Origin of the sequence: Dactylosporangium cerinum (genome assembly GCF_042653625.1) — a bacterium.
Lineage (GTDB): Bacteria > Actinomycetota > Actinomycetes > Mycobacteriales > Micromonosporaceae > Dactylosporangium > Dactylosporangium cerinum.
The window spans coordinates 78,928-100,451 of record NZ_JBHSIU010000086.1 but is presented as its reverse complement, the minus strand read 5'-3'; the positions used below and the strand labels follow the sequence as shown (position 1 = coordinate 100,451).

The 21,524-nt window shown below is 67.8% G+C and carries 33 protein-coding genes and 1 pseudogene; all 34 read right to left on the bottom strand.

All coding sequences use genetic code 11. The annotated features are described in order from the left end of the window. Positions 1–4 precede the first annotated feature (4 nt). The 34 genes and pseudogenes from rpsK to ACFPIJ_RS49305 all read right to left on the bottom strand — a co-directional run bounded on the left by rpsK (position 5) and on the right by ACFPIJ_RS49305 (position 21,523). Positions 5–415, bottom strand: a complete 411-nt coding sequence (gene rpsK / locus ACFPIJ_RS49470) for a 30S ribosomal protein S11 (RefSeq protein ID WP_033357646.1) — start codon at positions 413–415, stop codon at positions 5–7. A gap of 42 nt (positions 416–457) precedes the next feature. Then, complete coding sequence (gene rpsM, locus ACFPIJ_RS49465; RefSeq protein ID WP_203845098.1) at positions 458–838, bottom strand: 30S ribosomal protein S13; 381 nt, start codon at positions 836–838, stop codon at positions 458–460. Positions 839–1,019: 181 nt separating this feature from the next. Next, entirely contained in the window at positions 1,020–1,136 is a 117-nt protein-coding gene (gene rpmJ / locus ACFPIJ_RS49460) for a 50S ribosomal protein L36 (RefSeq protein ID WP_014687778.1), read from the bottom strand. Between the two features lie 76 nt (positions 1,137–1,212). Further along, entirely contained in the window at positions 1,213–1,434 is a 222-nt protein-coding gene (infA, locus tag ACFPIJ_RS49455) for a translation initiation factor IF-1 (protein ID WP_007073013.1), read from the bottom strand. 186 nt (positions 1,435–1,620) lie between these two features. Continuing rightward, a complete protein-coding gene (locus ACFPIJ_RS49450; protein ID WP_380126441.1) occupies positions 1,621–2,151 on the bottom strand; it encodes a DUF1707 SHOCT-like domain-containing protein in 531 nt (176 codons plus the stop codon). 1,105 nt (positions 2,152–3,256) lie between these two features. Further along, on the bottom strand, positions 3,257–4,096 hold the full coding sequence (map, locus tag ACFPIJ_RS49445; protein WP_380126440.1) for a type I methionyl aminopeptidase: 840 nt from the start codon (positions 4,094–4,096) through the stop codon (positions 3,257–3,259). 3 nt (positions 4,097–4,099) lie between these two features. Further along, positions 4,100–4,753: an adenylate kinase gene (locus ACFPIJ_RS49440; RefSeq protein WP_203845095.1), complete on the bottom strand. Its 654-nt coding sequence runs from the start codon at positions 4,751–4,753 to the stop codon at positions 4,100–4,102. After that, complete coding sequence (secY, locus tag ACFPIJ_RS49435) at positions 4,753–6,090, bottom strand: preprotein translocase subunit SecY (protein ID WP_203845094.1); 1,338 nt, start codon at positions 6,088–6,090, stop codon at positions 4,753–4,755. The genes ACFPIJ_RS49440 and secY overlap by 1 nt, the downstream gene beginning before the upstream one ends. Before the next feature lie 224 nt (positions 6,091–6,314). Next, complete coding sequence (gene rplO, locus ACFPIJ_RS49430) at positions 6,315–6,776, bottom strand: 50S ribosomal protein L15 (protein ID WP_203845093.1); 462 nt, start codon at positions 6,774–6,776, stop codon at positions 6,315–6,317. 4 nt (positions 6,777–6,780) lie between these two features. Further along, entirely contained in the window at positions 6,781–6,963 is a 183-nt protein-coding gene (gene rpmD / locus ACFPIJ_RS49425) for a 50S ribosomal protein L30 (RefSeq protein ID WP_203845092.1), read from the bottom strand. Positions 6,964–6,965: 2 nt separating this feature from the next. Beyond that, positions 6,966–7,589 carry a 30S ribosomal protein S5 gene (gene rpsE / locus ACFPIJ_RS49420; RefSeq protein WP_380126439.1) on the bottom strand — a complete coding sequence of 208 codons (624 nt, stop codon included), beginning with the start codon at positions 7,587–7,589 and terminating at the stop codon, positions 6,966–6,968. Positions 7,590–7,603: 14 nt separating this feature from the next. After that, positions 7,604–7,999, bottom strand: coding sequence for a 50S ribosomal protein L18 (gene rplR, locus ACFPIJ_RS49415; protein ID WP_460494012.1), 396 nt, complete (start codon positions 7,997–7,999; stop codon positions 7,604–7,606). Beyond that, on the bottom strand, positions 7,996–8,538 hold the full coding sequence (gene rplF / locus ACFPIJ_RS49410) for a 50S ribosomal protein L6 (protein WP_380126438.1): 543 nt from the start codon (positions 8,536–8,538) through the stop codon (positions 7,996–7,998). The genes rplR and rplF overlap by 4 nt, the downstream gene beginning before the upstream one ends. Before the next feature lie 13 nt (positions 8,539–8,551). After that, the gene (gene rpsH, locus ACFPIJ_RS49405) at positions 8,552–8,959 is read right to left on the bottom strand and encodes a 30S ribosomal protein S8 (protein ID WP_033357654.1); all 408 of its coding nucleotides are present in this window, start codon (positions 8,957–8,959) and stop codon (positions 8,552–8,554) included. 64 nt (positions 8,960–9,023) lie between these two features. Then, positions 9,024–9,209: a type Z 30S ribosomal protein S14 gene (locus tag ACFPIJ_RS49400; protein ID WP_190249376.1), complete on the bottom strand. Its 186-nt coding sequence runs from the start codon at positions 9,207–9,209 to the stop codon at positions 9,024–9,026. A 12-nt stretch (positions 9,210–9,221) separates the two neighbouring features. After that, positions 9,222–9,785 (bottom strand): 50S ribosomal protein L5, encoded by a 564-nt coding sequence (rplE, locus tag ACFPIJ_RS49395; protein WP_380126437.1) that lies wholly within the window; start codon positions 9,783–9,785, stop codon positions 9,222–9,224. Further along, a complete protein-coding gene (gene rplX / locus ACFPIJ_RS49390) occupies positions 9,785–10,099 on the bottom strand; it encodes a 50S ribosomal protein L24 (RefSeq protein ID WP_033357656.1) in 315 nt (104 codons plus the stop codon). The genes rplE and rplX overlap by 1 nt, the downstream gene beginning before the upstream one ends. A 2-nt stretch (positions 10,100–10,101) precedes the next feature. Beyond that, positions 10,102–10,470: a 50S ribosomal protein L14 gene (gene rplN, locus ACFPIJ_RS49385; RefSeq protein ID WP_203845087.1), complete on the bottom strand. Its 369-nt coding sequence runs from the start codon at positions 10,468–10,470 to the stop codon at positions 10,102–10,104. An 83-nt stretch (positions 10,471–10,553) separates the two neighbouring features. Continuing rightward, the gene (gene rpsQ / locus ACFPIJ_RS49380) at positions 10,554–10,835 is read right to left on the bottom strand and encodes a 30S ribosomal protein S17 (protein WP_033357658.1); all 282 of its coding nucleotides are present in this window, start codon (positions 10,833–10,835) and stop codon (positions 10,554–10,556) included. Positions 10,836–10,837: 2 nt separating this feature from the next. After that, positions 10,838–11,077, bottom strand: a complete 240-nt coding sequence (gene rpmC / locus ACFPIJ_RS49375; protein WP_203845085.1) for a 50S ribosomal protein L29 — start codon at positions 11,075–11,077, stop codon at positions 10,838–10,840. After that, positions 11,077–11,502, bottom strand: coding sequence for a 50S ribosomal protein L16 (gene rplP / locus ACFPIJ_RS49370; protein ID WP_190249381.1), 426 nt, complete (start codon positions 11,500–11,502; stop codon positions 11,077–11,079). The genes rpmC and rplP overlap by 1 nt, the downstream gene beginning before the upstream one ends. A 3-nt stretch (positions 11,503–11,505) precedes the next feature. After that, positions 11,506–12,351, bottom strand: a complete 846-nt coding sequence (rpsC, locus tag ACFPIJ_RS49365; RefSeq protein WP_380126436.1) for a 30S ribosomal protein S3 — start codon at positions 12,349–12,351, stop codon at positions 11,506–11,508. Between the two features lie 89 nt (positions 12,352–12,440). Then, positions 12,441–12,890, bottom strand: a pseudogene (gene rplV, locus ACFPIJ_RS49360) (50S ribosomal protein L22); the annotation flags it as partial. A 26-nt stretch (positions 12,891–12,916) separates the two neighbouring features. Continuing rightward, complete coding sequence (rpsS, locus tag ACFPIJ_RS49355; protein ID WP_203845081.1) at positions 12,917–13,198, bottom strand: 30S ribosomal protein S19; 282 nt, start codon at positions 13,196–13,198, stop codon at positions 12,917–12,919. 12 nt (positions 13,199–13,210) lie between these two features. Next, positions 13,211–14,050 carry a 50S ribosomal protein L2 gene (gene rplB, locus ACFPIJ_RS49350; RefSeq protein WP_203845080.1) on the bottom strand — a complete coding sequence of 280 codons (840 nt, stop codon included), beginning with the start codon at positions 14,048–14,050 and terminating at the stop codon, positions 13,211–13,213. Positions 14,051–14,062: 12 nt separating this feature from the next. After that, positions 14,063–14,365, bottom strand: coding sequence for a 50S ribosomal protein L23 (rplW, locus tag ACFPIJ_RS49345; RefSeq protein WP_033357665.1), 303 nt, complete (start codon positions 14,363–14,365; stop codon positions 14,063–14,065). Positions 14,366–14,367: 2 nt separating this feature from the next. Further along, positions 14,368–15,027 (bottom strand): 50S ribosomal protein L4, encoded by a 660-nt coding sequence (gene rplD, locus ACFPIJ_RS49340; protein WP_380126435.1) that lies wholly within the window; start codon positions 15,025–15,027, stop codon positions 14,368–14,370. Beyond that, positions 15,024–15,695: a 50S ribosomal protein L3 gene (rplC, locus tag ACFPIJ_RS49335; protein ID WP_380126434.1), complete on the bottom strand. Its 672-nt coding sequence runs from the start codon at positions 15,693–15,695 to the stop codon at positions 15,024–15,026. Before rplC ends, rplD begins: the two co-directional genes overlap by 4 nt. 11 nt (positions 15,696–15,706) lie before the next feature. Beyond that, positions 15,707–16,015 (bottom strand): 30S ribosomal protein S10, encoded by a 309-nt coding sequence (gene rpsJ / locus ACFPIJ_RS49330; protein WP_018347762.1) that lies wholly within the window; start codon positions 16,013–16,015, stop codon positions 15,707–15,709. 340 nt (positions 16,016–16,355) lie between these two features. After that, positions 16,356–17,549, bottom strand: coding sequence for an elongation factor Tu (gene tuf, locus ACFPIJ_RS49325; protein ID WP_380126433.1), 1,194 nt, complete (start codon positions 17,547–17,549; stop codon positions 16,356–16,358). Between the two features lie 129 nt (positions 17,550–17,678). Beyond that, positions 17,679–19,778, bottom strand: a complete 2,100-nt coding sequence (gene fusA / locus ACFPIJ_RS49320) for an elongation factor G (protein ID WP_380126432.1) — start codon at positions 19,776–19,778, stop codon at positions 17,679–17,681. Positions 19,779–19,840: 62 nt separating this feature from the next. Next, entirely contained in the window at positions 19,841–20,311 is a 471-nt protein-coding gene (gene rpsG, locus ACFPIJ_RS49315) for a 30S ribosomal protein S7 (RefSeq protein ID WP_033357670.1), read from the bottom strand. A gap of 1 nt (position 20,312) precedes the next feature. Further along, positions 20,313–20,687, bottom strand: a complete 375-nt coding sequence (rpsL, locus tag ACFPIJ_RS49310) for a 30S ribosomal protein S12 (RefSeq protein WP_033357671.1) — start codon at positions 20,685–20,687, stop codon at positions 20,313–20,315. A gap of 401 nt (positions 20,688–21,088) precedes the next feature. Then, positions 21,089–21,523 (bottom strand): DUF4190 domain-containing protein, encoded by a 435-nt coding sequence (locus tag ACFPIJ_RS49305; protein ID WP_380126431.1) that lies wholly within the window; start codon positions 21,521–21,523, stop codon positions 21,089–21,091. Between the last annotated feature and the right edge of the window lies 1 nt (position 21,524).

The following is a 21,524-nucleotide window of genomic DNA, read 5'->3' as shown; positions in this document are numbered from 1 at the left end:
CTCGTCAGACCCTTCTGCGCTTCGGCGGACGGCAGCCGTTGTGCGGCTGCGGCGTGACGTCACTGATCTGCCCGACCTCGAGGCCGACGGCCTGGAGCGAGCGGATCGCGGTTTCCCGGCCGGAGCCCGGACCCTTGACGAACACGTCGACCTTGCGCATGCCGTGCTCCATCGCGCGGCGAGCAGCGGCCTCGGCGGCCAGCTGCGCGGCGAACGGAGTCGACTTGCGCGAGCCCTTGAAGCCCACCTGGCCGGCCGAGGCCCAGGAGATGACAGCACCGGTCGGGTCGGTGATCGACACGATGGTGTTGTTGAAGGTGCTCTTGATGTGCGCCTGCCCGTGGGCGACGTTCTTGCGTTCCTTGCGCCGGACCTTCTTGACAGCGGTCGCGCCGGCGCGAGCCTTCGGCGGCATTCTCTATGCGCTCCTAGATTGTTTTCTCTACCCGACCGACTACTACTTCTTGCCCGGCTTCTTCTTGCCGGCGACCGTGCGCTTCGGACCCTTGCGGGTGCGGGCGTTGGTCCGGGTGCGCTGACCGCGCACGGGCAGGCCCTTGCGGTGCCGGATGCCCTGGTAGCAGCCGATCTCAACCTTGCGGCGGATGTCCGCGGCGACCTCGCGGCGCAGGTCGCCTTCAACCTTGAAGTTGGCCTCGATGTAGTCGCGCAGCTGCACGATCTCTTCATCGGTCAGGTCACGAGCCCGCTTGTTGGGGTCGATGCCGGTAGCGGCCAGAAGCTCGATGGATCGGGTGCGACCGATGCCATAGATGTAGGTGAGTGCGATCTCCGTGCGCTTCTCGCGCGGGAGATCAACACCAACGAGACGTGCCATAGGTGGGCGTGCTCCTTGCGTGTGCGGAGGTCTGAGCCCGCTCCACTCCCGTCTGCCCACAGACGGGCCCCGGCCTCCGACCGGGGGTGCAGCCCACGCGCTCCGCACGCGTCACGCGCGGTGGCCCGGGGCTGGAACGGGCTAAAACTGGGTGGTGCTAGGTGGATCCGCCGCCGGGGCTTCAGCCCTGGCGCTGCTTGTGGCGCGGGTCAGTGCTGCAGATGACCATGACCCGGCCGTGCCGCCGGATGATCCGGCAGTTGTTGCAGATCCGCTTGACGCTCGGCTTGACCTTCACGGTTTGCCTAACTCTCGCTGCGCACCCCTACATGGGAGCGACAGTCCCGACCGTTTTCCTGGGAACCGACACCGATTTACTTGTAGCGGTAGACGATGCGCCCGCGAGTCAGGTCATAAGGCGACAGCTCGACGACCACTCGGTCCTCGGGCAGGATGCGGATGTAGTGCTGCCGCATCTTCCCGCTGATGTGCGCCAAGACCTTGTGGCCATTGGCGAGCTCCACCCGGAACATTGCGTTCGGGAGTGGCTCGATCACTCGGCCCTCGATCTCGATGGCCCCGTCTTTCTTCGGCATGTCCTCCGCTACCTGACGATCGGTTTGGGTGTTGACGCTCGCATCCTTTTCACGGACCCCACGGGGGGTCCGCGCCAGCCGCGGCTCAGGTCTGCCACTAGAAGCGCGTGGGGGCATGCCTGAGTGGACGCTTTGCGCCAATCGCCGAGTCTACGCGCGGTGAACGCGTTGCACCAAATCGGGGTCTCAACGCTCCCGGCGCTGCCGCCTGCGCTCCCGCTTGAGCTCCCGGGCGGCGTCCGGCCCACCGGCCAGATAGGTGCTCACCGACGTCGCGAGGAGCACCGCGCCGAGCGGCCCGGCGACCCACATCGGCCAGAAGTAGACCGCCTCGCCGTTGGAGATGCTGACCAGGGCCCAGATCACGACGTTGACGGTGACGGCGATCAGCCAGCCGCTCCAGATGCCGAGCAGCCAGTGCGGCTGACGGCCGAACTGACCCCGGCCGCCGGCGTCGGGCGCCGGACTCGTCGGCGCGGCCGCATAGCCACTGGCCGGCGCGAGCGCGGCGCTGTCGACGGGGCGGAAGCCGGGCAGGTCGCTGAGGATCACGTCGAGGTCGCCATACGTCCGGGCGGCATAGGTCTCTTTGAGCCGGTCGTCATACTCGCCGAGCGACAACCGCCCCTCGTCGACCGCGGCCTTGAGGCGCTCGGCCACGAACTGCCGGTCGACGTCGGCTGCGCGCAGGTTCTCCCGCCGGTCCGCCACCGCCATTGCCACCCTCCCCGAGTCACGTTCCCGCAAGAGAAGCATCCCATCCGCGCACGCCGCTCTTCCACCCCACCGCTGCAAAAGCCGCCATGGCGCGACCACCGCCCGCCGCCGTGACCACCGTGGCCGGTTTGCCGGCTGAACGCCCCTGGGACAACGGCCTGCCTCCGTAGCCCATTCCCCGGCCCCCGCCTGCCGCCACCGCCCCGGCCCCCGCCTGCCGCCACCGCCCCGGACCCCGCGCCGAAAGTCCACCCCCGCCGCCCACCCCGTGATCGAAGCCGTCCCACGGCCACCCGGACGACCACCACACGACTTCGATCACCAACCCCAGACCACAACACCCCCACACCCACGGCGAAACGCCGCCCCCCGCCGCTGGCTCCAAGATCGAAGTCGTCCTGCGGTCGCTCGGGTGACCAGCGCACGACTTCGATCTGTGGAAGGTCCCGTCAGGTGGGTGGTGGTGCGACAAGCCGAAGGATCTCCGGGGTCAGGGAGCATGTTGCGAAATGGGCGGCTCACGTTCCGCGCTGAGAGAAGCACGGCTGTGCGGGCCGGTCGCGGCCATCGAGGGTCGCGGCGGCCGACGACGAGGCGGTTTTCCGCCAAACGCAACAGGCTCCAGGCACCCGGGGATCCTTCGGCTTGTGGGAATCCTGCGGCGATGCCGCGTGCCCGGCGCCCGGTCCGGCGCTGCCGATGTCCGGATCGGCCTCTTTGTCGGCTTGTTCTGCGCCGAGAGTGGACCTTCCCCGTGATCGAAGTCGCCAGCTGGCTGTCCGCACAGCCCGTGCACGACTTCGATCACACGGCGGCCGGCGGGCCGGCGAGTCATGGGTGAGGGCGTGCGGTCGTTGTGGGCGGAGGCACGGGGCGGTGGGTACCCGGGCGGCCCTGAACGGTCGCGGCCGGGACGGTCGCGTCGTGGCCGAGGCGGACGGGCCGCGGATGCGGGCCGGCCGGCAGGTCGCGGGGCTTGTCGCGGCCGGCAGGTCGCGGCTGCGCAACTGTCCGCGGACCTGGCAGGGAGGCCGTCCGCGGCCGACCGGTGGCTGACGGGAGCAGCGGACCTTGAGCCCGACGGACCGGAGCCCGCACGGATGATCTACGCGCTGACCTGCTGCCGCGCGGTGACGAGCTCACCCAGCCGGGCCCGGCCGCCGTCCGGGGCGGTGAGGACCCAGACGCCGTCGTCGCAGATGGCCATGGTGTGTTCGACGTGGGCGGCGACCGAGCCGTCGACGGTGACCACGGTCCAGCCGTCGTCGAGCTCGGCGACCTTCGGCTTGCCCTTGGTGATCATCGGCTCGATGGCGAGGGCCATGCCGGGGCGCAGCGCCGGGCCCTTGCCGGGGCGGCCGGAGTTCTCGACGAAGGGGTCCTGGTGCATGGCGCTGCCGATGCCGTGGCCGCCGTAGCCGTCGACGATGCCGTAGCGGCCCGCCTTGCGCACCGCGGACTGGATCGCGAAGGAGATGTCGGTGAGGCGGCCCTTGCCGGAGCGGACACCGCGGGCGGCGGCCGCGACGCCGGCCCACATGGCGTCCTCGGCGACGGTCACGAGGCGGCGCAGGTCGTTGCTGATGTCGCCGACGCCGACGGTGATGGCGGCGTCGCCGTGCCAGCCGTCCAGCTCGGCGCCGCAGTCGATCGAGATGAGATCGCCGGCGCGCAGGACCTGGCGGTGGCTGGGGATGGCGTGCACGACCTGGTCGTTGACGGAGGAGCAGATCGAGGCCGGGTAGCCGTGGTAGCCCTTGAAGGAGGGGATGGCGCCGGCGGCCCGGATGGTCTCCTCGGCGATCGCGTCGAGGTCGGCGGTGGAGACGCCGGGCGCGACGGCGGCCCGCATGCGGGCGAGGGCGTCGGCCACGACGAGACCGGCGCGGCGCATCCGGCCGATCTCTTCGGGGGTCTTGAGCTCGATCTCGACCTGGTGCGCCACCGGTCAGCCGCCGTAGGAGCGCAGGGCGTCGATCGCGCGGACCGTCACGTCTTCGACCGGCCCGGTGGCGTCGATGCCCACCAGCTTGCCCTGCGCGCCGAAGTAGTCGACGAGGGGGGACGTGTCGCGGGCGTAGACCTTCAGGCGCTCGGCGATCGTCTCGGCCTTGTCGTCGTCGCGCTGGAAGAGCTCGCCGCCGCAGCGGTCGCACACGCCCTCGTGGACGGGTGCGTCGAACTCGACGTGCCAGATCTTGCCGCAGCCGCGGCAGGTCCGGCGGCCGGAGAGCCGCCGGATGACCTCTTCGTTCTCCACGACGAGCTCCAGGACCAGATCGAGTCCGGTGCCGAGGTCGGCGAGGAGCTTGTCGAGGGCGTTGGCCTGCGGGACGGTGCGGGGGAAGCCGTCGAGGAGGAAGCCGTCGGCGGCGTCCCCCTCGGCCAGCCGGTCGGACACCATGTTGATGGTGACCTCGTCGGGCACGAGCTGGCCTGCGTCCATGTAGCGCTTGGCCTCGACGCCGAGCGGGGTGCCCTGCCCGACGTTGGCGCGGAAGATGTCGCCGGTGGAGATTTTGGGCACGGCGAGGTGCGCGGCGATGAACTCGGCCTGGGTCCCCTTGCCCGCCCCGGGGGGACCTACCAGCACCAGCCTCACTACCGGAGGAACCCTTCGTAGTTGCGCTGCATGAGCTGGCTCTCGATCTGCTTTACCGTCTCGAGGCCCACACCAACAATAATGAGCACTGCGGTGCCGCCGAACGGGAAGTTTTGCAGAGCCTGTCCGCCACCGACGATCCCGATGAGCAGGTTGGGCAGGATCGAGATGATGCCCAGGTAGAGCGCGCCGGGGAGGGTGATGCGGCTGAGGATGAAGTCAAGATACTCGGCGGTCGGCTTGCCGGGGCGGATACCGGGGACGAAGCCGCCGTACTTGCGCATGTTGTCCGCGACCTCAGTGGGGTTGAACGTGATCGACACGTAGAAGTACGTGAAGAAGATGATCAACATGAAGTAGAGGATGATGTGCGCCGGCTTGTCCTGGGCGACGATGTTCCGGTTGATCCAGAGGATGGTCCGGTTGGTCGTGTCCTGACCGGCGAACGAGGTCGCCAGCTGCGGCAGGTAGAGCAGCGAGGACGCGAAGATGACCGGGATGACACCCGCCTGGTTGACCTTCAGCGGGATGTAGGTCGAGGTCCCGCCGTACATGCGGCGGCCGATCATGCGCTTCGCGTATTGCACCGGGATGCGCCGCTGGGCCTGCTCCAGGAAGACCACGAAGGCGATGACGACGACGGCCAGGCCGACCACCACGAAGAAGGTGGTCTTGTCGTCCTGCCAGATCGTGATGCCCTCGTTGGGGAGGCGGGCGGCGATCGAGGTGAAGATCAGGACGGACATGCCGTTGCCGACGCCGCGGTCGGTGACGAGCTCACCGAACCACATGACCATGCCCGTGCCGGCGGTCATCGTGATGACCAGCGCGGTGAGGGTGAGCCACAGGGGGATCTTGCCGGTGTCCGGGATGACCGGGAACTGGGTCTGGTCGCAGGCGCCACCGAAGAGCTGGCCGGACCGCGCCAGGGCGACGAACGCCGAGGCCTGCAGGACGCCGAGCCCGAGGGTGAGGTAGCGCGTGTACTGGGTGATCTTCGCCTGGCCGGACTGGCCCTCCTTGCGGAGCTGCTCCAGCCGCGGGATCACGACCGTCAGCAGCTGCAGGATGATGCTCGCGGTGATGTAGGGCATGATGCCCAGCGCGAAGACTGAAAGTTGCAGCAGCGCGCCACCGGAGAACAGGTTCAGCAGAGTGAAGACCTGGTTGTCGGCGCCGCTCTCGACGATGTCGAGGCACTTCTGCACATTGCCGAACGACACGCCGGGGCTGGGGAGCGTGGCCCCGACCCGGTACAGCGCGATCATGAGCAATGTGAACAGAATTTTGTTGCGCAGGTCAGGCGTGCGAAACGCGCTGGCAAAGGCGGAGAGCAACGTTCTTCCTCCTGCGCAAGGCGGCCGGGTGGCCGACGAGGTGGGGTCCTGGTGGTGCTGGTGTTACGGCTGAGCGGATGACGAGCGTGTTACTGCGCAACGGACTCTAACAGCATGCCCGCAGCACATCACGCCCTGGCGATCCCTCGGCTTTTCAGGTGGTACTGAGGCGCCACGTGGCGCCCACCCGATGTGCTCCGGTGGACGCCACGGTAGCGCGTTGCCTACTCAGCTGCGGAGCCGCCGAGCAGCGTGGCGGAGCCGCCCGCCGCTTCGAGCTTCTCACGGGCCGACGCGCTGAACTTGTGCGCGCTGACCTGCAGCTTCACTCCGCCGAGCTCCCCGTCGCCGAGGACCTTGACGAGCTCGCCCTTGCGGACCGCACCGGCGTCGACGAGCTCGTCGACCCCGATCGTGCCGCCCTTCGGGAAGAGCTCCGCGAGCCGGGCCAGGTTGACAACCTGGAACTCGATCCGGTTGCGGTTCTTGAAGCCCTTGAGCTTCGGCAGGCGCATGTGGAGGGGCATCTGCCCGCCCTCGAACGCCGCCGAGATGTTCTTACGGGCCTTGGAGCCCTTGGTGCCACGACCGGCGGTCTTGCCCTTGGAGCCCTCACCGCGACCCACACGGGTCTTCGCGGTCTTGGCGCCCGGGGCGGGCCGCAGGTGGTGCAGCTTGATCGTCATCGGATTACTCCACCTCTTCCACGGTGACCAGGTGCGTCACGGTGTGGATCATGCCGCGGATCTCCGGACGGTCTTCCTTGACGACGACGTCGCGGATCCGCTTCAGGCCGAGCGAACGCAGCGTGTCGCGCTGGTTCTGCTTGGTGCCGATCTGGGACCGGATCTGGGTGACCTTCAGGCGAGCCATGACTATGCACCCGCCCCGGCACGCTGGGCCAGCATTGCGGCCGGCGCGACGTCTTCGACCGGCAGGCCACGGCGCGAGGCCACAGCTTCCGGCGACTCGAGCTTCTTCAGCGCCGCCACCGTCGCGTGGACGATGTTGATCGCGTTGGAGGACCCGAGGCTCTTGGAGAGGACATCGTGGATGCCCGCGCACTCCAGGACGGCACGCACGGGGCCACCGGCGATGACACCGGTACCGGCGGAGGCCGGCTTGAGCAGCACGACGCCGGCGGCGTCCTCGCCGATCACCGGGTGCGGAATCGACGCAGCGATCCGCGGCACCTTGAAGAAGTGCTTCTTGGCCTCCTCGACACCCTTGGCGATGGCCGCGGGCACCTCCTTGGCCTTTCCGTAACCGACGCCGACGGTGCCGTCGCCGTCACCGACGATGACGAGGGCGGTGAAGCTGAAGCGCCGACCACCCTTGACGACCTTGGCGACACGGTTGATCGCGACGACCCGCTCGAGGTGGGGGGTCTTCTCGGCGGGCGCGTTACCGCGGCCGCCTCCGTCGCGACGATTCTCGCGACGGCCGCCACCTTCGGTGTTCCCACCGGACCCGCCGCCCCTGCGCTGAGGACCAGGCATGAACGTTCCCTTTCCTAGAATTCGAGTCCGGCTTCGCGGGCGGCGTCAGCCAGGGCCGCGATGCGGCCGGCGTAACGGTTTCCGCCACGGTCGAAGACGACCTTGCCGACACCTGCGGCCTTCGCCCGCTCGGCGAGGAGGGTGCCGACCTTGCCGGCCAGCGCCTTCTTGTCGCCGTCGGTGCCACGGATGCTCGTGTCGAGCGTCGAGGCCGAGGCCAGCGTGTGGCCCTTGAGGTCGTCGACGATCTGCGCGGTGATGTTCCGCAGCGAGCGGGTGACGACCAGGCGGGGACGCTCGGCGGTGCCACTGACGTGCTTGCGGATGCGGAAGTGCCGGCGTGCACGCCCGGTGCGGCGCGCCGCGGCGGCGCCGCCGGAGTTGCGGCGCTTGAGCAGCGTGGCGCTCACTTCTTGCCTGCCTTTCCAGCCTTACGGCGGATGACCTCGCCCTGGTACTTCACGCCCTTGCCCTTGTACGGCTCCGGCGGGCGGATCTTGCGAATGTTGGCGGCGACCTCGCCCACCTGCTGCTTGTCGATGCCGGCGATGTGGAACAGCGTCGGCCGCTCGACGGTGAACGTGATGCCCGGAGGGGGCGTCACGACCACGGGGTGGGAGAACCCGAGCGCGAACTCCAGGTCGCTGCCCTTCGCGGTCACGCGGTAACCGGTGCCGGCGATCTCGAGGCTCTTGCGGTAGCCCTCGGTGACGCCGATGACCATGTTGGCGATGAGCGTGCGGGACAGGCCGTGCAGCTCCTTCGCCTTGCGCTCGTCGTTGGGGCGCACGACGTTGAAGGTGCCGTCCTCGGCCTTCTCCAACGTGATGGGCTCGGCGAGGGTGTGGCTCAGCTCGCCCTTGGGTCCCTTGACGGTGACGACCTGGCCGTCGACCTTCAGGTCGACGCCGGTGGGCACCGCGATGGGCTTACGTCCGATTCGAGACATTGAAGGCTCTCCCTTACCAGACGTAGGCGAGGACTTCCCCGCCCACCCCTCGCTTGCGGGCCTGCCGGTCGGTGAGCAGCCCTTGGGACGTCGAGATGATGGCCACACCGAGGCCACCGAGCACGCGCGGCATCTCCACCGACTTCGCGTACACCCGCAGGCCGGGCTTCGAGACCCGGCGGATGCCGGCGAGGCTGCGCTCGCGGCTCTGGCCGTACTTGAGTTCAACGATCAGCGTCTTGCCGACCTTGCCCTCTTCCGGCTCCTGAACCTGCCACGAGGACACGTAGCCCTCGGACTTGAGCACCTCGGCGATGTTCGCCTTGATCTTCGAATAGGGCATCGACACCCGGTCGTGGTACGCCTGGTTGGCGTTGCGCAGACGCGTCAGCATGTCTGCGATCGGGTCGGTCATGGTCATTGCTTTGTCAGCCTTTCTCGCCGCGGTTCCTCGCCGCTGTGGGCGGGCCTACGGCGAAGGAGGTTTACCAGGAGGCCTTGGAAACGCCGGGCAGCTCGCCGCGGTGCGCCATCTCACGGATGCACACGCGGCACAGCCCGAACTTCCGGTACACGGCCTTGGGCCGGCCGCAGCGCTGGCAGCGGGTGTAAGCGCGGACCGCGAACTTGGGCTTCGCGGCGGCCTTGAGGACTAGGGCCTTCTTCGCCATTGGTCAGTTCTCCTAGTTCTCACGGAACGGGAAGCCGAGCAGCTTCAGCAGCGCGCGACCTTCCTCGTCCGTGGAAGCGGTGGTGACCACGGTGATGTCCATCCCTCGCGGCCGGTCGATGCGGTCCTGGTCGATCTCGTGGAACACCGACTGCTCGGTGAGACCGAAGGTGTAGTTGCCGTTGCCGTCGAGCTTGCGCCCGTCCAGACCGCGGAAGTCGCGGATACGCGGCAGTGCGATCGACAGCAGCCGGTCGAGGAACTCCCACATGCGGTCGTTGCGGAGGGTGACCTTCGCGCCGATCGGCATGCCCTCACGCAGCTTGAACTGCGCGATGGACTTGGTCGCCTTGCGGATCTGCGGCTTCTGGCCGGTGATCGTGGCGAGGTCACGGACCGCGCCGTCGATCAGCTTCGAGTCGCGGGCCGCTTCGCCGACGCCCATGTTGACGACGACCTTGACGACGCCGGGGATCTGCATCACGTTGGTGTACTTGAACTGCTCCTGCAGCGCGCCCGCGATCTCGTCGCGGTAGCGCTGCTTGAGGCGCGGGTTCACCTTGTCGACCGTCGTCATCACAGATCCTTACCGGAGCGACGCGACGTGCGGGTCTTGACGCCGTCCTCGTCGATGCGGGCACCGACGCGGGTCGGCTTGTTGTCCGAGTCGATCACCATCACGTTCGAGACGTGGATGGCGGCTTCCTGGGTCACGATGCCACCGGTCTTCGAACCACGCTGGGTGGTGCGGATGCGGGTGTGCTTCTTGACGCGGTTGACGCCCTCGACGATGACCTTGTCCTCGCGCGGGAGGGCGGTGAGGACCTTGCCCCGGGTGCCCTTGTCCTTGCCTGCGATGACCAGGACGGTGTCGCCCTTTTTGACCTTCATGGTTACAACACCTCCGGCGCGAGCGAGATGATCTTCATGAAACGCTTGTCCCGGAGCTCACGCCCGACCGGGCCGAAGATGCGGGTACCACGGGGGTCACCGCCATCCTTGATGATCACGGCGGCGTTCTCGTCGAACCGGATGTAGGACCCGTCCGGCCGGCGCCGTTCCTTGGTGGTCCGGACGATGACGGCCTTGACCACATCGCCCTTCTTCACGCCGGCGCCCGGGATGGCGTCCTTCACGGTGGCCACGATGATGTCGCCGATGCCTGCATAGCGGCGACCCGAGCCACCGAGCACACGGATGCACAGGATCTCCCGGGCACCCGTGTTGTCGGCGACGCGCAGCCGCGACTCCTGCTGAATCACGCTTGTCTCCTAATGTCTGCCAGTTCTCGGCACCGGTCGGTGTTTCAGCAACGGCCGGTGCCGAGCTTGGCGGAACGACGGCCTTACTTGGCCTTTTCGAGGATCTCCACGACCCGCCAACGCTTGGTGGCGGACAGCGGCCGGGTCTCCATGAGCAGCACCCGGTCGCCGATACCGCACGCGTTCTGCTCGTCGTGCGCCTTGAGCTTGTTGGTGCGGCGCATGACCTTGCCGTACAGCGGGTGCTTGACCTGGTCCTCGACCGCCACGACGACGGTCTTGTTCATCTTGTCGCTGACCACCAGGCCCTCGCGGACCTTGCGGCGGCCGCGCACCTCGGTGCTCTCGGTCGTCTGCTCGCTCATGCTCATGCCACCTCAGCCACAGCGTCGGGCGCCGCTGAGAGACCCAGCTCGCGCTCACGCATGATCGTGTAGATCCGGGCGATGTCCTTGCGGATGACCTGCAACCGCCCGTGGTTGTCCAGCTGACCGGTGGCCGACTGGACGCGGAGGTTGAACAGCTCCGCCTTCGCTTCCCGAAGCTTCTCGACCAGGCTCTCGTCGGACAGCTCGCGCAGGTCGGTCGCCTTGATTCCGGCGGCCATCAGACATCAGCCCCTTCACGCGTGACGATCCGGCACTTCAGCGGAAGCTTGTGGATCGCGCGGCGCATTGCCTCGCGGGCGATCTGCTCGTTCGGGAACGACATCTCGAACAGGATCCGGCCCGGCTTGATGTTGGCCACCCACCACTCGGGGGAACCCTTGCCGGAACCCATGCGGGTCTCGGCCGGCTTCTTGGTGATGGAGCGGTCCGGGAAGATCGTGATCCAGACCTTGCCGCCACGCCGGATGTGCCGGGTCATGGCGATACGGGCTGCCTCGATCTGACGGTTCGTGATGTACGCCGGCTCGAGAGCCTGGATACCGAACTCGCCGAAGACCACGCGGGTGCCGCCCTTGGCCGGGCCGTGCCGGTCCGGGTGGTGCGGCTTGCGGAAGCCCTTCGGGGGCTTACGAGGGATCAGCATTCGTCAGCCCTCCTGAGGCGTCTCTGCCGGTGCCTGCTCCACCGGGGCGGCCTCGGGGGTCACCTCGGCGGCCTGGGCCGCGGCTGCGGCCCGACCGGCCTCGGTGCCACCGGCGGTCGTGCCGGAGGAACCGGAACGCCCGCGACGCGGCCGCTCGGGCCGGTCGGTGCGCTCGCGACGGCCACCACGCGGTGCGGCGGCCTCAGCCGGCGCCTCGCGACCCGGAACGGCGTCGCCCTTGTAGATCCAGACCTTCACGCCGATGCGGCCGAAGGTGGTGCGGGCCTCGAAGAACCCGTACTCGATGTTGGCCCGCAGCGAGTGCAGCGGCACGCGACCCTCACGGTAGAACTCCGTGCGGCTCATCTCGGCGCCGCCGAGGCGGCCGGAGACCTGCACCCGGATGCCCTTGACCAGCGGGTTCTTCATCGCGGACTGCATCGCCTTGCGCATGGCACGGCGGAAGCTGACCCGGCTGGACAGCTGCTCGGCCACGCCCTGCGCGACGAGCTGTGCGTCCGACTCGGGGCTCTTCACCTCGAGGATGTTGAGCTGCACCTGCTTGCCGGTGAGCTTCTCCAGCTCGGCGCGGATGCGGTCGGCCTCAGCGCCCTTACGGCCGATGACGATGCCCGGGCGGGCCGTGTGGATGTCCACACGGACCCGGTCGCGGGTGCGCTCGATGTCGACCTTGGCGATGCCGGCGCGCTCCAGGCCCTTCGACATCATCCGACGGATCTTGACATCCTCGGCGATGTAGTCCTTGTAGAGCTTGTCGGCGTACCAGCGGGACTTCCAGTCGGTGCTGATGCCGAGCCGGAACCCGTGCGGGTGAACCTTCTGACCCATTACTCGGTCCCTTCCTCGGCGTCAGCCTTCGGCGTCGCCTTCGTGGCCTTCTTCGCCGGGGCGGCCTTCTTCGCCGCCGGCGTCGTGACCTCGTCGGCCTCGTCCGTCTCCGGCGTCACGGCCTTGGCCGCCTTGGTCGCCTTGGCCACGCCGGCCTTGGCCGCACGGGCCTGGGACGCCGGGACACTCTCGACCACGATGGTGATGTGGCTGGTCCGCTTGCGGATCCGGTACGCGCGACCCTGCGCCCGCGGCCGGAACCGCTTGAGCGTCGGGCCCTCGTCCACGTATGCCTCGGCGACCAGGAGCGAGTCCGGGTCAAGCCGCTCGTTGTTCTCTGCGTTGGCGATGGCGCTTGCGAGCACCTTGTAGACCGGCTCGCTCGCGGACTGCGGGGCGAACTGCAGCACCGTGAGTGCGTCGCGCGCGGGCAACCCGCGAACGAGGTTCACCACACGGCGCGCCTTCATGGGCGACACGCGCACATGGCGCGCGATCGCCCGGGCACCGGGCAGCGCCGCCGCTGCTTTTGTTGGCATTGGGAAATCCCCTTTAGTTGGCTGCCTTAGCGGCGGCGGCTCTTCCGGTCGTCCTTCTCGTGACCCTTGAACGTGCGGGTCAGCGCGAACTCGCCGAGCTTGTGCCCGACCATCGCCTCCGTCACGAACACGGGCACGTGCTTACGCCCGTCGTGGACGGCGATCGTGTGCCCGAGCATGTCGGGGATGATCGTCGACCGGCGCGACCAGGTCTTGATGACGTTCTTGGAGTTCTTGGCGTTCTGGACTTCCACCTTCTTGATGAGGTGGTCGTCGACGAACGGGCCCTTCTTGAGGCTGCGAGGCATTGCTCAGGCTCCTTAGCCGCGCTTCCGGGTGGCGTAACGCCTACGGACGATGAGTCGGTCGCTCGGCTGGCCCTTGCGCCGCGTGCGGCCCTCCGGCTTGCCCTTCGGGTTGACCGGGTGACGACCACCCGAGGTCTTACCCTCACCACCACCGTGCGGGTGGTCGATGGGGTTCATCGCGACACCACGGACGGTCGGGCGCTTGCCCTTCCAGCGCATGCGGCCGGCCTTGCCCCAGTTGATGTTCGACTGGTCGGCGTTGCCGATCTCGCCGATGGTCGCCCGGCAGGTGACCTCGACGCGCCGGATCTCGCCGGACGGCATACGCAGTGTCGCGTAGGTGCCCTCACGGCCGAGCAGCTGGACGCCGACGCCGGCCGAGCGGGCCAGCTTCGCGCCGCCGCCCGGGCGCAGCTCCACCGCGTGAACGGTGGTGCCGACCGGGATGTTGCGCAGCGGCAGGTTGTTGCCCGGCTTGATGTCGGCGCCGACTCCGGCCTCGACCCGGTCACCCTGCTTGAGGTCCTTCGGCGCGATGATGTACCGCTTCTCGCCGTCGGCGTAATGCAGCAGCGCGATCCGCGCGGTCCGGTTGGGGTCGTACTCGATGTGCGCGACCTTGGCGGGGATGCCGTCCTTGTCCGCGCGACGGAAGTCGATCAACCGGTACTGGCGCTTGTGGCCGCCGCCCTGGTGGCGCGCGGTGACGCGGCCGTGGACGTTGCGTCCGCCCTTGTTGGGCAGCGGGACGAGGAGCGACTTCTCGGGCGTCGATCGGGTGATCTCGGCGAAGTCGGCAACGCTCGAACCGCGACGACCCGGGGTCGTCGGCTTGTATTTACGGATAGCCATCGTCTATACCCCTCAGCTGACCGGTCCGCCGAAGGCTTCGATCCGGTCACCCTCGGCGAGCTTGACCATCGCCCGCTTCGTGTCCTTGCGCTTGCCCCAACCCGTGCGGGTCCGCTTGCGCTTGCCTTCGCGGTTGATGGTGTTGACCGACAGAACGCGGACGTTGAAGATCTGCTGGATAGCGATCTTGATCTCGGTCTTGTTCGCGTCCGGGTGCACCAGGAACGTGTACCAGTTGCGGTTGAGCTCGCTGTAGCTCTTCTCAGAGACCACCGGCTGGATGATCACGTCGCGTGGATCGGCGATCGTCGCCATGATCAGGCCTCCTCAGTGGTCTCGTCGGTGCTGGTCTCCGCCGGCACGCCGAGGAACTCGTTGAGCGCCGCGGTCGTGAAGATGACCTGGTCGGCGACGAGCACGTCGTGCGTGTTGAGCTGGTCGGCGACCAGGAGGTGCACCGACTGCTCGTTGCGCAGGCTCAGCCAGTTGGCCTCGTCGTCGCGCGGGAGGACCACGAGCACCCGGCGCGCGTCGGTGATCCCGCGCAGCACCTTCAGGGCGTCCTTGGTCTTCGGGGTGTCGCCGTCGATGAAGCTCTCCACGACGTGGATGCGACCCTCGCGGGCCCGGTCGGAGAGGGCACCGCGCAGGGCGGCGGCCTTCATCTTCTTGTTCACCCGCTGGGTGTAGTCACGCGGCACGGGGCCGTGCGTGATGCCACCGCCGGTGAACTGCGGCGCGCGGATCGAGCCCTGGCGGGCGCGGCCGGTGCCCTTCTGCTTGTAGGGCTTCCTACCGCCGCCGGACACCTCGCCCCGCGTCTTGACCTTGTGCGTGCCCTGACGGGCCGCAGCCAGCTGCGCGACGACGACCTGGTGCAGCAGCGGGATGCTGGCCTGCGCGTCGAAGATGTCGTCCGGCAGCTCGACGGTGCCGTTCGTGGCGCCGTCGACCGTCTTGATGTCAACGGTGGTCACTTGGTGATCCCACCCTTCTGCGACTTCAGGTCGGTCTTGGCGGCGCTGCGCAGCAGCACGAGGCTGCCCTTCGGGCCGGGGACCGCACCCCTGATCAGGATCAGACCCTGCTCCAGCTCGACCGCCTGGACGGTGAGGTTCTGCACGGTGAAGCGCACCCCACCCATGCGGCCGGCCATCTTGACGCCCTTGAAGACGCGACCCGGGGTCGCGCAGGCGCCGATGGAGCCGGGCGAACGGTGCTTGCGCTCGACACCGTGGCTGGCGCGCAGGCCGTGGAAGCCGTGCCGCTTCATGACACCGGCGTAGCCCTTGCCCTTGGTGCGGCCGGTCACGTCGATGCGCTGGCCAGCGGTGAAGGTCTCAGCGGTGATCTCCTGGCCGAGCGAGTACTCGCCGGCGTCGGTGGTCCGCAGCTCCACGATGTGGCGACGGGGGGCGACGTCCGCCTTGGCGAAGTGACCCGACCGCGGCTTGTTGACCTTCCGCGGGTCGATCTGGCCCCACGCGAGCTGAACCGCGGAGTAACCGTCGTTGTCAGCCGTGCGCACCTGGGTCACGACGCACGGGCCGGCCTGCACCACAGTCACCGGGACGACCTTGCCGTTGTCCCAGATCTGGGTCATGCCGAGCTTCTCACCCAGGATGCCCTTGACTTGCCTGTCCATAAGTCCGGTCCCTACAGCTTGATCTCGATGTCGACACCAGCCGGCAGGTCGAGCCGCATGAGCGAGTCAACCGTCTTCGGGGTCGGGTCGATGATGTCGATCAGACGCTTGTGCGTGCGCATCTCGAAGTGCTCGCGCGAGTCCTTGTACTTGTGCGGCGAGCGGATCACGCAGTAGCGGTTGATCTCAGTGGGCAGCGGCACCGGCCCAGCGACCTGAGCCCCGGTGCGCGTGACCGTCTCGACGATCTTCCGCGCCGAGGAGTCGACGACCTCGTGGTCGTAGGCCTTGAGCCGGATGCGGATCTTCTGTCCCGCCATGGTGGCTTCAGTTCCCTCTCTCATGCGAGGTCTCTCGACCTCGCGGAACCCCGAAGGGTCCGGTGCCGCCTATTTGGTCTGTCCGACCCCCGCGGTCGGGCGTGTCGCGGCCAAGGGCCAGGCTCCGCCGCCTACGTCCCTCTCAGGACCGCCGGTGGCTCAGGAGACCTACCCCAGGGCGTGCCACGCCCAAAACACGGAGGTGAGCGCCAGTCATAGAACCGACGCCGCGCGGAAGCGGTCGAGACCTCTCATTGAGCAGTCTCGACCGCCCCGCGACGCAACCCGACCATTATGCCGCACGAAGTGCGACAAAGTGAAATCGGGGTGCCTCAGGTCGTTACTTGAGGATCTTCGTCACACGGCCGGCGCCGACGGTGCGGCCACCCTCGCGGATCGCGAAGCGGAGGTTTTCCTCCATGGCGATCGGCTGGATGAGCTGCACGGTCATGCCGGTGTTGTCGCCGGGCATGACCATCTCGGTGCCCTCGGGCAGCGTGACGACGCCGGTGACGTCCGTGGTGCGGAAGTAGAACTGCGGACGGTAGTTCTGGAAGAACGGGGTGTGCCGGCCACCCTCCTCCTTGGAGAGGATGTAGACGGTCGCCTCGAACTCGGTGTGCGGGGTGTTGCTACCCGGCTTCACCACGACCATGCCGCGCTCGACGTCCTCGCGCTTGATACCACGCAGGAGCAGACCGACGTTCTCGCCGGCACGCGCCTCGTCGAGGATCTTGCGGAACATCTCGATCGCCGTGCAGGTGGTCTTCATCGACTTGGCACGGATGCCAACGATCTCGACCTCCTCGTTCGGCTTGAGGATGCCACGCTCGACACGACCGGTGACGACCGTGCCACGACCGGTGATCGTGAAGACGTCCTCGACGGGCATGAGGAACGGCTTCTCGGTCTCGCGCTCGGGCTGCGGGATCGCGCTGTCCACGGCGCCCATGAGCTCCATGAGAGCGTCCGACCACTTCGGGTCGCCCTCAAGGGCCTTCAGGGCCGAGACGCGCACGACCGGAGCGTCGTCGCCCGGGAACTCCTGGCTCGACAGGAGCTCACGGACCTCGAGCTCGACGAGCTCCAGGAGCTCCTCGTCCTCGACCATGTCGCTCTTGTTCAGCGCCACCACGATGTAGGGGACGCCGACCTGGCGGGCCAGCAGCACGTGCTCGCGGGTCTGCGGCATGGGGCCGTCGGTCGCCGCAACCACCAGGATCGCGCCGTCCATCTGCGCGGCACCGGTGATCATGTTCTTGATGTAGTCGGCGTGGCCCGGGCAGTCAACGTGGGCGTAGTGCCGGGCTTCGGTCTGGTACTCGACGTGCGCGATCGAGATCGTGATGCCGCGGGCCTTCTCCTCCGGCGCCTTGTCGATCTCGTCGAACGGGGTGTAGGGGTTCACGTCCGGCATCCGGTCGTGGAGCACCTTGGTAATGGCCGCCGTCAGCGTCGTCTTCCCGTGGTCGATGTGACCGATGGTGCCGATGTTGACGTGCGGCTTAGTCCGCTCGAACTTCGCCTTCGCCACTGGTGTCCTCCTGTGGACTTCTGGTTCGCGGTGTGTTGACGCCTGAAGCGTCAACACACCCTGTCGACTTGGGTCTGGCGGCTGAAGCCTCAGGCCCGCTGATGCAGCCTCGCGGCCGCGGACCGGGAACTACTCCCCGGTCGCCTTCGCGATGATCTCCTTGGCGACGTTCGCGGGAACCTCGGCGTAGGAGTCGAACTGCATCGAGTAGCTCGCCCGGCCCTGGGTCTTCGACCGCAGGTCGCCGACGTAGCCGAACATCTCCGACAACGGCACCGTGGCACGGACGACACGGGCACCGCCGCGCTCCTCCATGGCCTGGATGGTGCCACGCCGGGAGTTGAGGTCGCCGATCACGTCACCCATGTTCTCTTCCGGGGTGGTGACCTCGACGGCCATCAACGGCTCGAGGAGGGTGGGAGTAGCCCTGCGGGCCGCCTCCTTCATCACCATCGAACCAGCGATCTTGAACGCCATTTCCGACGAGTCAACCTCGTGGTACTGCCCGTCGAGCAGCGTCAGCTTGACGCCCACCATCGGGTAGCCCGCGAGCACGCCGTACTGCATCGCGTCCTGGGCGCCGGCGTCGACCGAAGGGATGAACTCCTTCGGGATGCGACCGCCCGAGACCGCGTTGACGAACTCGTAGGTCGGACCGTCCGCCGTCATCTCGAGCGGCTCGAGCTTGACGATGACCTTCGCGTACTGACCCGAGCCACCGGTCTGCTTCTTGTGCACGTAGTCGATCTTGTCGACGGTGCCCTTGATGGTCTCGCGGTAGGCCACCTGCGGCTTGCCGATGTTGGCCTCGACGCTGAACTCGCGGCGCATCCGGTCGACCAGGATGTCGAGGTGCAACTCGCCCATGCCGGCGATGATGGTCTGCCCGGTCTCCTCGTCGTTCTTGACGCGGAAGGTCGGGTCCTCCTCGGCCAGGCGCTGGATGGCGGTGCCCAGCTTCTCCTGGTCGGCCTTGCTCTTCGGCTCGATCGCGACCTGGATGACCGGCTCCGGGAACGTCATCGACTCCAGGATGACCTGGTTGGCCGGGTCGCAGAGGGTGTCACCGGTCGTGGTCTGCTTGAGACCCTGCACGGCGATGATGTCACCCGCCTGGGCACTCGGCCGCTCCTCACGCTTGTTGGCGTGCATCTGGTAGATCTTGCCGATCCGCTCCTTGCGCTCCTTGGTGGAGTTGACCACCTGGGCGCCGGACTCGAGCGTGCCGGAGTAGATGCGCACATACGTGAGCTTGCCGAGGTGCTTGTCCGTCTGGATCTTGAAGGCCAGGGACGAGAACGGCTCGCTGTTGTCGGGCTTGCGCAGCAGCGGGGTCTCCCCGTCGATGGCGATGCCCTCGACGGCGGGGATGTCCAGCGGCGACGGGAGGAACTCCACGACGGCGTCGAGCATGGGCTGGACGCCCTTGTTCTTGAACGCCGAGCCGCAGACGACCGGGTTGAGCTTGCCGGCGATGGTCGCCCGGCGGATCGCGGCCTTGAGCTCCTTGACGTCGAACGTGTCGCCGTCGAGGTAGCGGACCATGATGTCGTCGTCGGTCTCCGACAGGGTCTCGAGCAGCTTGTCGCGCCACTCGTTGGCCTGCTCGACGAGATCCGCGGGGATCTCCTCGATCGCGTAGTCCTCACCCTTCTGGGTCTCACCACGCCAGGTGAGCGCGCGCATCTCCAGAAGGTCGACGACGCCGATGTGGTCGCCCTCGAGCCCGATCGGGATCTGCAGGACCAGCGGGGTCGCGTTGAGCCGGTCGATCATCATCTGCACGCAGCGGAAGAAGTCGGCGCCGGTGCGGTCCAGCTTGTTGACGAAGCACATACGCGGGACGTTGTACTTGTCAGCCTGGCGCCAGACGTTCTCGGTCTGGGGCTCCACGCCGGCAACGCCGTCGTAGACCGCAACCGCGCCGTCCAGGACCCGCAGCGACCGCTCGACCTCGACCGTGAAGTCGACGTGGCCGGGCGTGTCGATGATCTGGATGACATGGCCCTTCCACTCGCACTTCGTTGCGGCGGAGGTGATGGTGATGCCCCGCTCCTGCTCCTGCTCCATCCAGTCCATGACGGCGGCGCCCTCGTGGACCTCACCGATCTTGTACGTGATGCCGGTGTAGAACAGGATGCGCTCAGTCGTCGTCGTCTTACCGGCGTCGATGTGCGCCATGATGCCGATGTTCCGGACCTTGGCGAGGGCAGCGTCTGAGGCAGCCACTTCGAATCCCTACTTCGTCTCTCGTCGGATTGCTGAGATCAGATTGCTGGGCAAGCGATCGCTTACCAGCGGTAGTGCGCGAAGGCCTTGTTGGACTCCGCCATCTTGTGGGTGTCCTCGCGGCGCTTCACCGAAGCACCGAGCCCGTTGCTGGCGTCGAGCAGCTCGTTCATGAGCCGCTCCACCATGGTCTTCTCACGACGGGCGCGGGAGTAGGTGACCAGCCAGCGCAGGCCCAGCGTCGTCGCCCGGGGAGGGCGGACCTCGACCGGCACCTGGTAGGTCGCGCCACCGACGCGGCGGCTGCGGACCTCGAGGGTCGGCTTGACGTTGTCCATCGCGCGCTTCAGCGTGACGACGGGGTCCGTTCCTGACTTCTCCCGGCAGCCTTCGAGGGCGCTGTAGACAACGCGCTCGGCGAGCTGACGCTTGCCCTCAACCAGGATCTTGTTGATCAGCTGGGTGACGAGCAGGGAGTTGTAGACCGGGTCCGCCACCAGGGGCCGGCGCGGCGCGGGGCCTTTACGCGGCATGTCAGCTCTTCTCCTTCTTCGCGCCGTACCGGCTGCGAGCCTGCTTGCGGTTGCGGACACCCTGGGTGTCCAGCGAACCACGGATGATCTTGTACCGGACGCCGGGGAGGTCCTTCACACGGCCACCACGGACCAGCACGATCGAGTGCTCCTGAAGGTTGTGACCGACACCGGGGATGTAGGCCGTCACCTCGATACCGTTGCTCAGTCGCACGCGGGCCACCTTGCGCAGCGCCGAGTTCGGCTTCTTCGGCGTGGTGGTGTACACACGCGTGCAGACGCCACGCCGCTGCGGGCTGCCCTTGAGCGCCGGCGTCTTGGTCTTGCTCAGCTTCGCCTGGCGGCCCTTGCGGACCAGCTGCTGGATCGTAGGCACTGGGCCTTACTCCCTTCGGCCTCGCGGCCGCACGTCTTCTTCTTCGCTGTCTCCACGGCGTGACCGGCACCCGCGGTCGGGCGTGTCGCCCGCCGCGCGAACCCGGCCCGAGAAGTGCCAACCGGGTTTCGCGGTTTGCATCCACCCTGAACCCGCGAAGGCGGGCCGTTGTGGACGCACGCACGAGTTGCCCGACAAAGTCGGGCACGAGGGGAAAGAGTACCCACCGTGAGGACGCTGGTCAAAATCACCGGCTCGGCCCCATGACGGAACACTCTTCACACCAAGAGTACCTGGTGTCCGTCCGCTGCATCGCCGGGGTCGCATCATCGGTGTTCCCGCAGGTGGCAGCCAGGTCGGCGGCGGCTGGACCGGAGCTGGGGGCCGGGCCGTCGCGGCGGCTAGGCCGCGGCGGCAATGACCAACGCGAGCAGGAGCGACAGCACGCCGATGCTGCCCCCGACCGAGCCGAGCACGAGGCCGGCGACCGCCATCCCCCGCCCGGTCACCAGCCGCCCCGCCCTGCGGACCTGCCGCATCGCGAAGACGCCGAGGCCGATCGCGCCCAGTCCGAGGAACGCCGCGAGGACCGTGAACGCACCGCCGGCGATCGGTCCCCAGCCCTCCCCGGCGCCGGCCAGCCCGAGGCAGCTCACCGTCAGGCCCACGAAGATCGAGGCGATGCCGGCGACGAGGCTGCCGATCGCCGGGCCGCTGGGGGTCCCCTGGACCAACGGATAGGCGACCCCGAACGGGGTCCCCTGGACGAGGTCGATCCTCATCCCCGGCTGCGGGGCGTGTGAGGGTGGCGGCTGGTGCTGATAGGGGTAGGTCACG

Bases quoted from the DNA above. Each gene is read 5' to 3' on its own strand.
- rplF (WP_380126438.1), bottom strand. From the start codon at position 8,538: ATGTCTCGAATCGGACGTAAGCCCATCGCGGTGCCCACCGGCGTCGAC.
- rpsQ (WP_033357658.1), bottom strand. From the start codon at position 10,835: ATGAGCGAGCAGACGACCGAGAGCACCGAGGTGCGCGGCCGCCGCAAG.
- rplO (WP_203845093.1), bottom strand. From the start codon at position 6,776: ATGACGATCAAGCTGCACCACCTGCGGCCCGCCCCGGGCGCCAAGACC.
- rpsS (WP_203845081.1), bottom strand. From the start codon at position 13,198: ATGCCTCGCAGCCTCAAGAAGGGCCCGTTCGTCGACGACCACCTCATC.
- rplP (WP_190249381.1), bottom strand. From the start codon at position 11,502: ATGCTGATCCCTCGTAAGCCCCCGAAGGGCTTCCGCAAGCCGCACCAC.
- rpsH (WP_033357654.1), bottom strand. From the start codon at position 8,959: ATGACCATGACCGACCCGATCGCAGACATGCTGACGCGTCTGCGCAAC.
- rplC (WP_380126434.1), bottom strand. From the start codon at position 15,695: ATGGACAGGCAAGTCAAGGGCATCCTGGGTGAGAAGCTCGGCATGACC.
- rpsM (WP_203845098.1), bottom strand. From the start codon at position 838: ATGGCACGTCTCGTTGGTGTTGATCTCCCGCGCGAGAAGCGCACGGAG.
- rpmD (WP_203845092.1), bottom strand. From the start codon at position 6,963: ATGGCTCGCCTGAAGGTCACCCAGATCCGGTCCCAGATCGGCACCAAG.
- rpsK (WP_033357646.1), bottom strand. From the start codon at position 415: ATGCCGCCGAAGGCTCGCGCCGGCGCGACCGCTGTCAAGAAGGTCCGG.
- rplW (WP_033357665.1), bottom strand. From the start codon at position 14,365: ATGGCGACGATCGCCGATCCACGCGACGTGATCATCCAGCCGGTGGTC.
- rpsG (WP_033357670.1), bottom strand. From the start codon at position 20,311: ATGCCGCGTAAAGGCCCCGCGCCGCGCCGGCCCCTGGTGGCGGACCCG.
- rplB (WP_203845080.1), bottom strand. From the start codon at position 14,050: ATGGCTATCCGTAAATACAAGCCGACGACCCCGGGTCGTCGCGGTTCG.
- rpsC (WP_380126436.1), bottom strand. From the start codon at position 12,351: ATGGGTCAGAAGGTTCACCCGCACGGGTTCCGGCTCGGCATCAGCACC.
- rplE (WP_380126437.1), bottom strand. From the start codon at position 9,785: ATGACGACGGTCGACAAGGTGAACCCGCGCCTCAAGCAGCGCTACCGC.
- infA (WP_007073013.1), bottom strand. From the start codon at position 1,434: ATGCCGAAGAAAGACGGGGCCATCGAGATCGAGGGCCGAGTGATCGAG.
- rpsJ (WP_018347762.1), bottom strand. From the start codon at position 16,015: ATGGCGGGACAGAAGATCCGCATCCGGCTCAAGGCCTACGACCACGAG.
- rpsE (WP_380126439.1), bottom strand. From the start codon at position 7,589: ATGCCTGGTCCTCAGCGCAGGGGCGGCGGGTCCGGTGGGAACACCGAA.
- ACFPIJ_RS49450 (WP_380126441.1), bottom strand. From the start codon at position 2,151: ATGGCGGTGGCGGACCGGCGGGAGAACCTGCGCGCAGCCGACGTCGAC.
- ACFPIJ_RS49400 (WP_190249376.1), bottom strand. From the start codon at position 9,209: ATGGCGAAGAAGGCCCTAGTCCTCAAGGCCGCCGCGAAGCCCAAGTTC.
- rpmC (WP_203845085.1), bottom strand. From the start codon at position 11,077: ATGGCCGCCGGAATCAAGGCGACCGACCTGCGCGAGCTGTCCGACGAG.
- rplX (WP_033357656.1), bottom strand. From the start codon at position 10,099: ATGAAGGTCAAAAAGGGCGACACCGTCCTGGTCATCGCAGGCAAGGAC.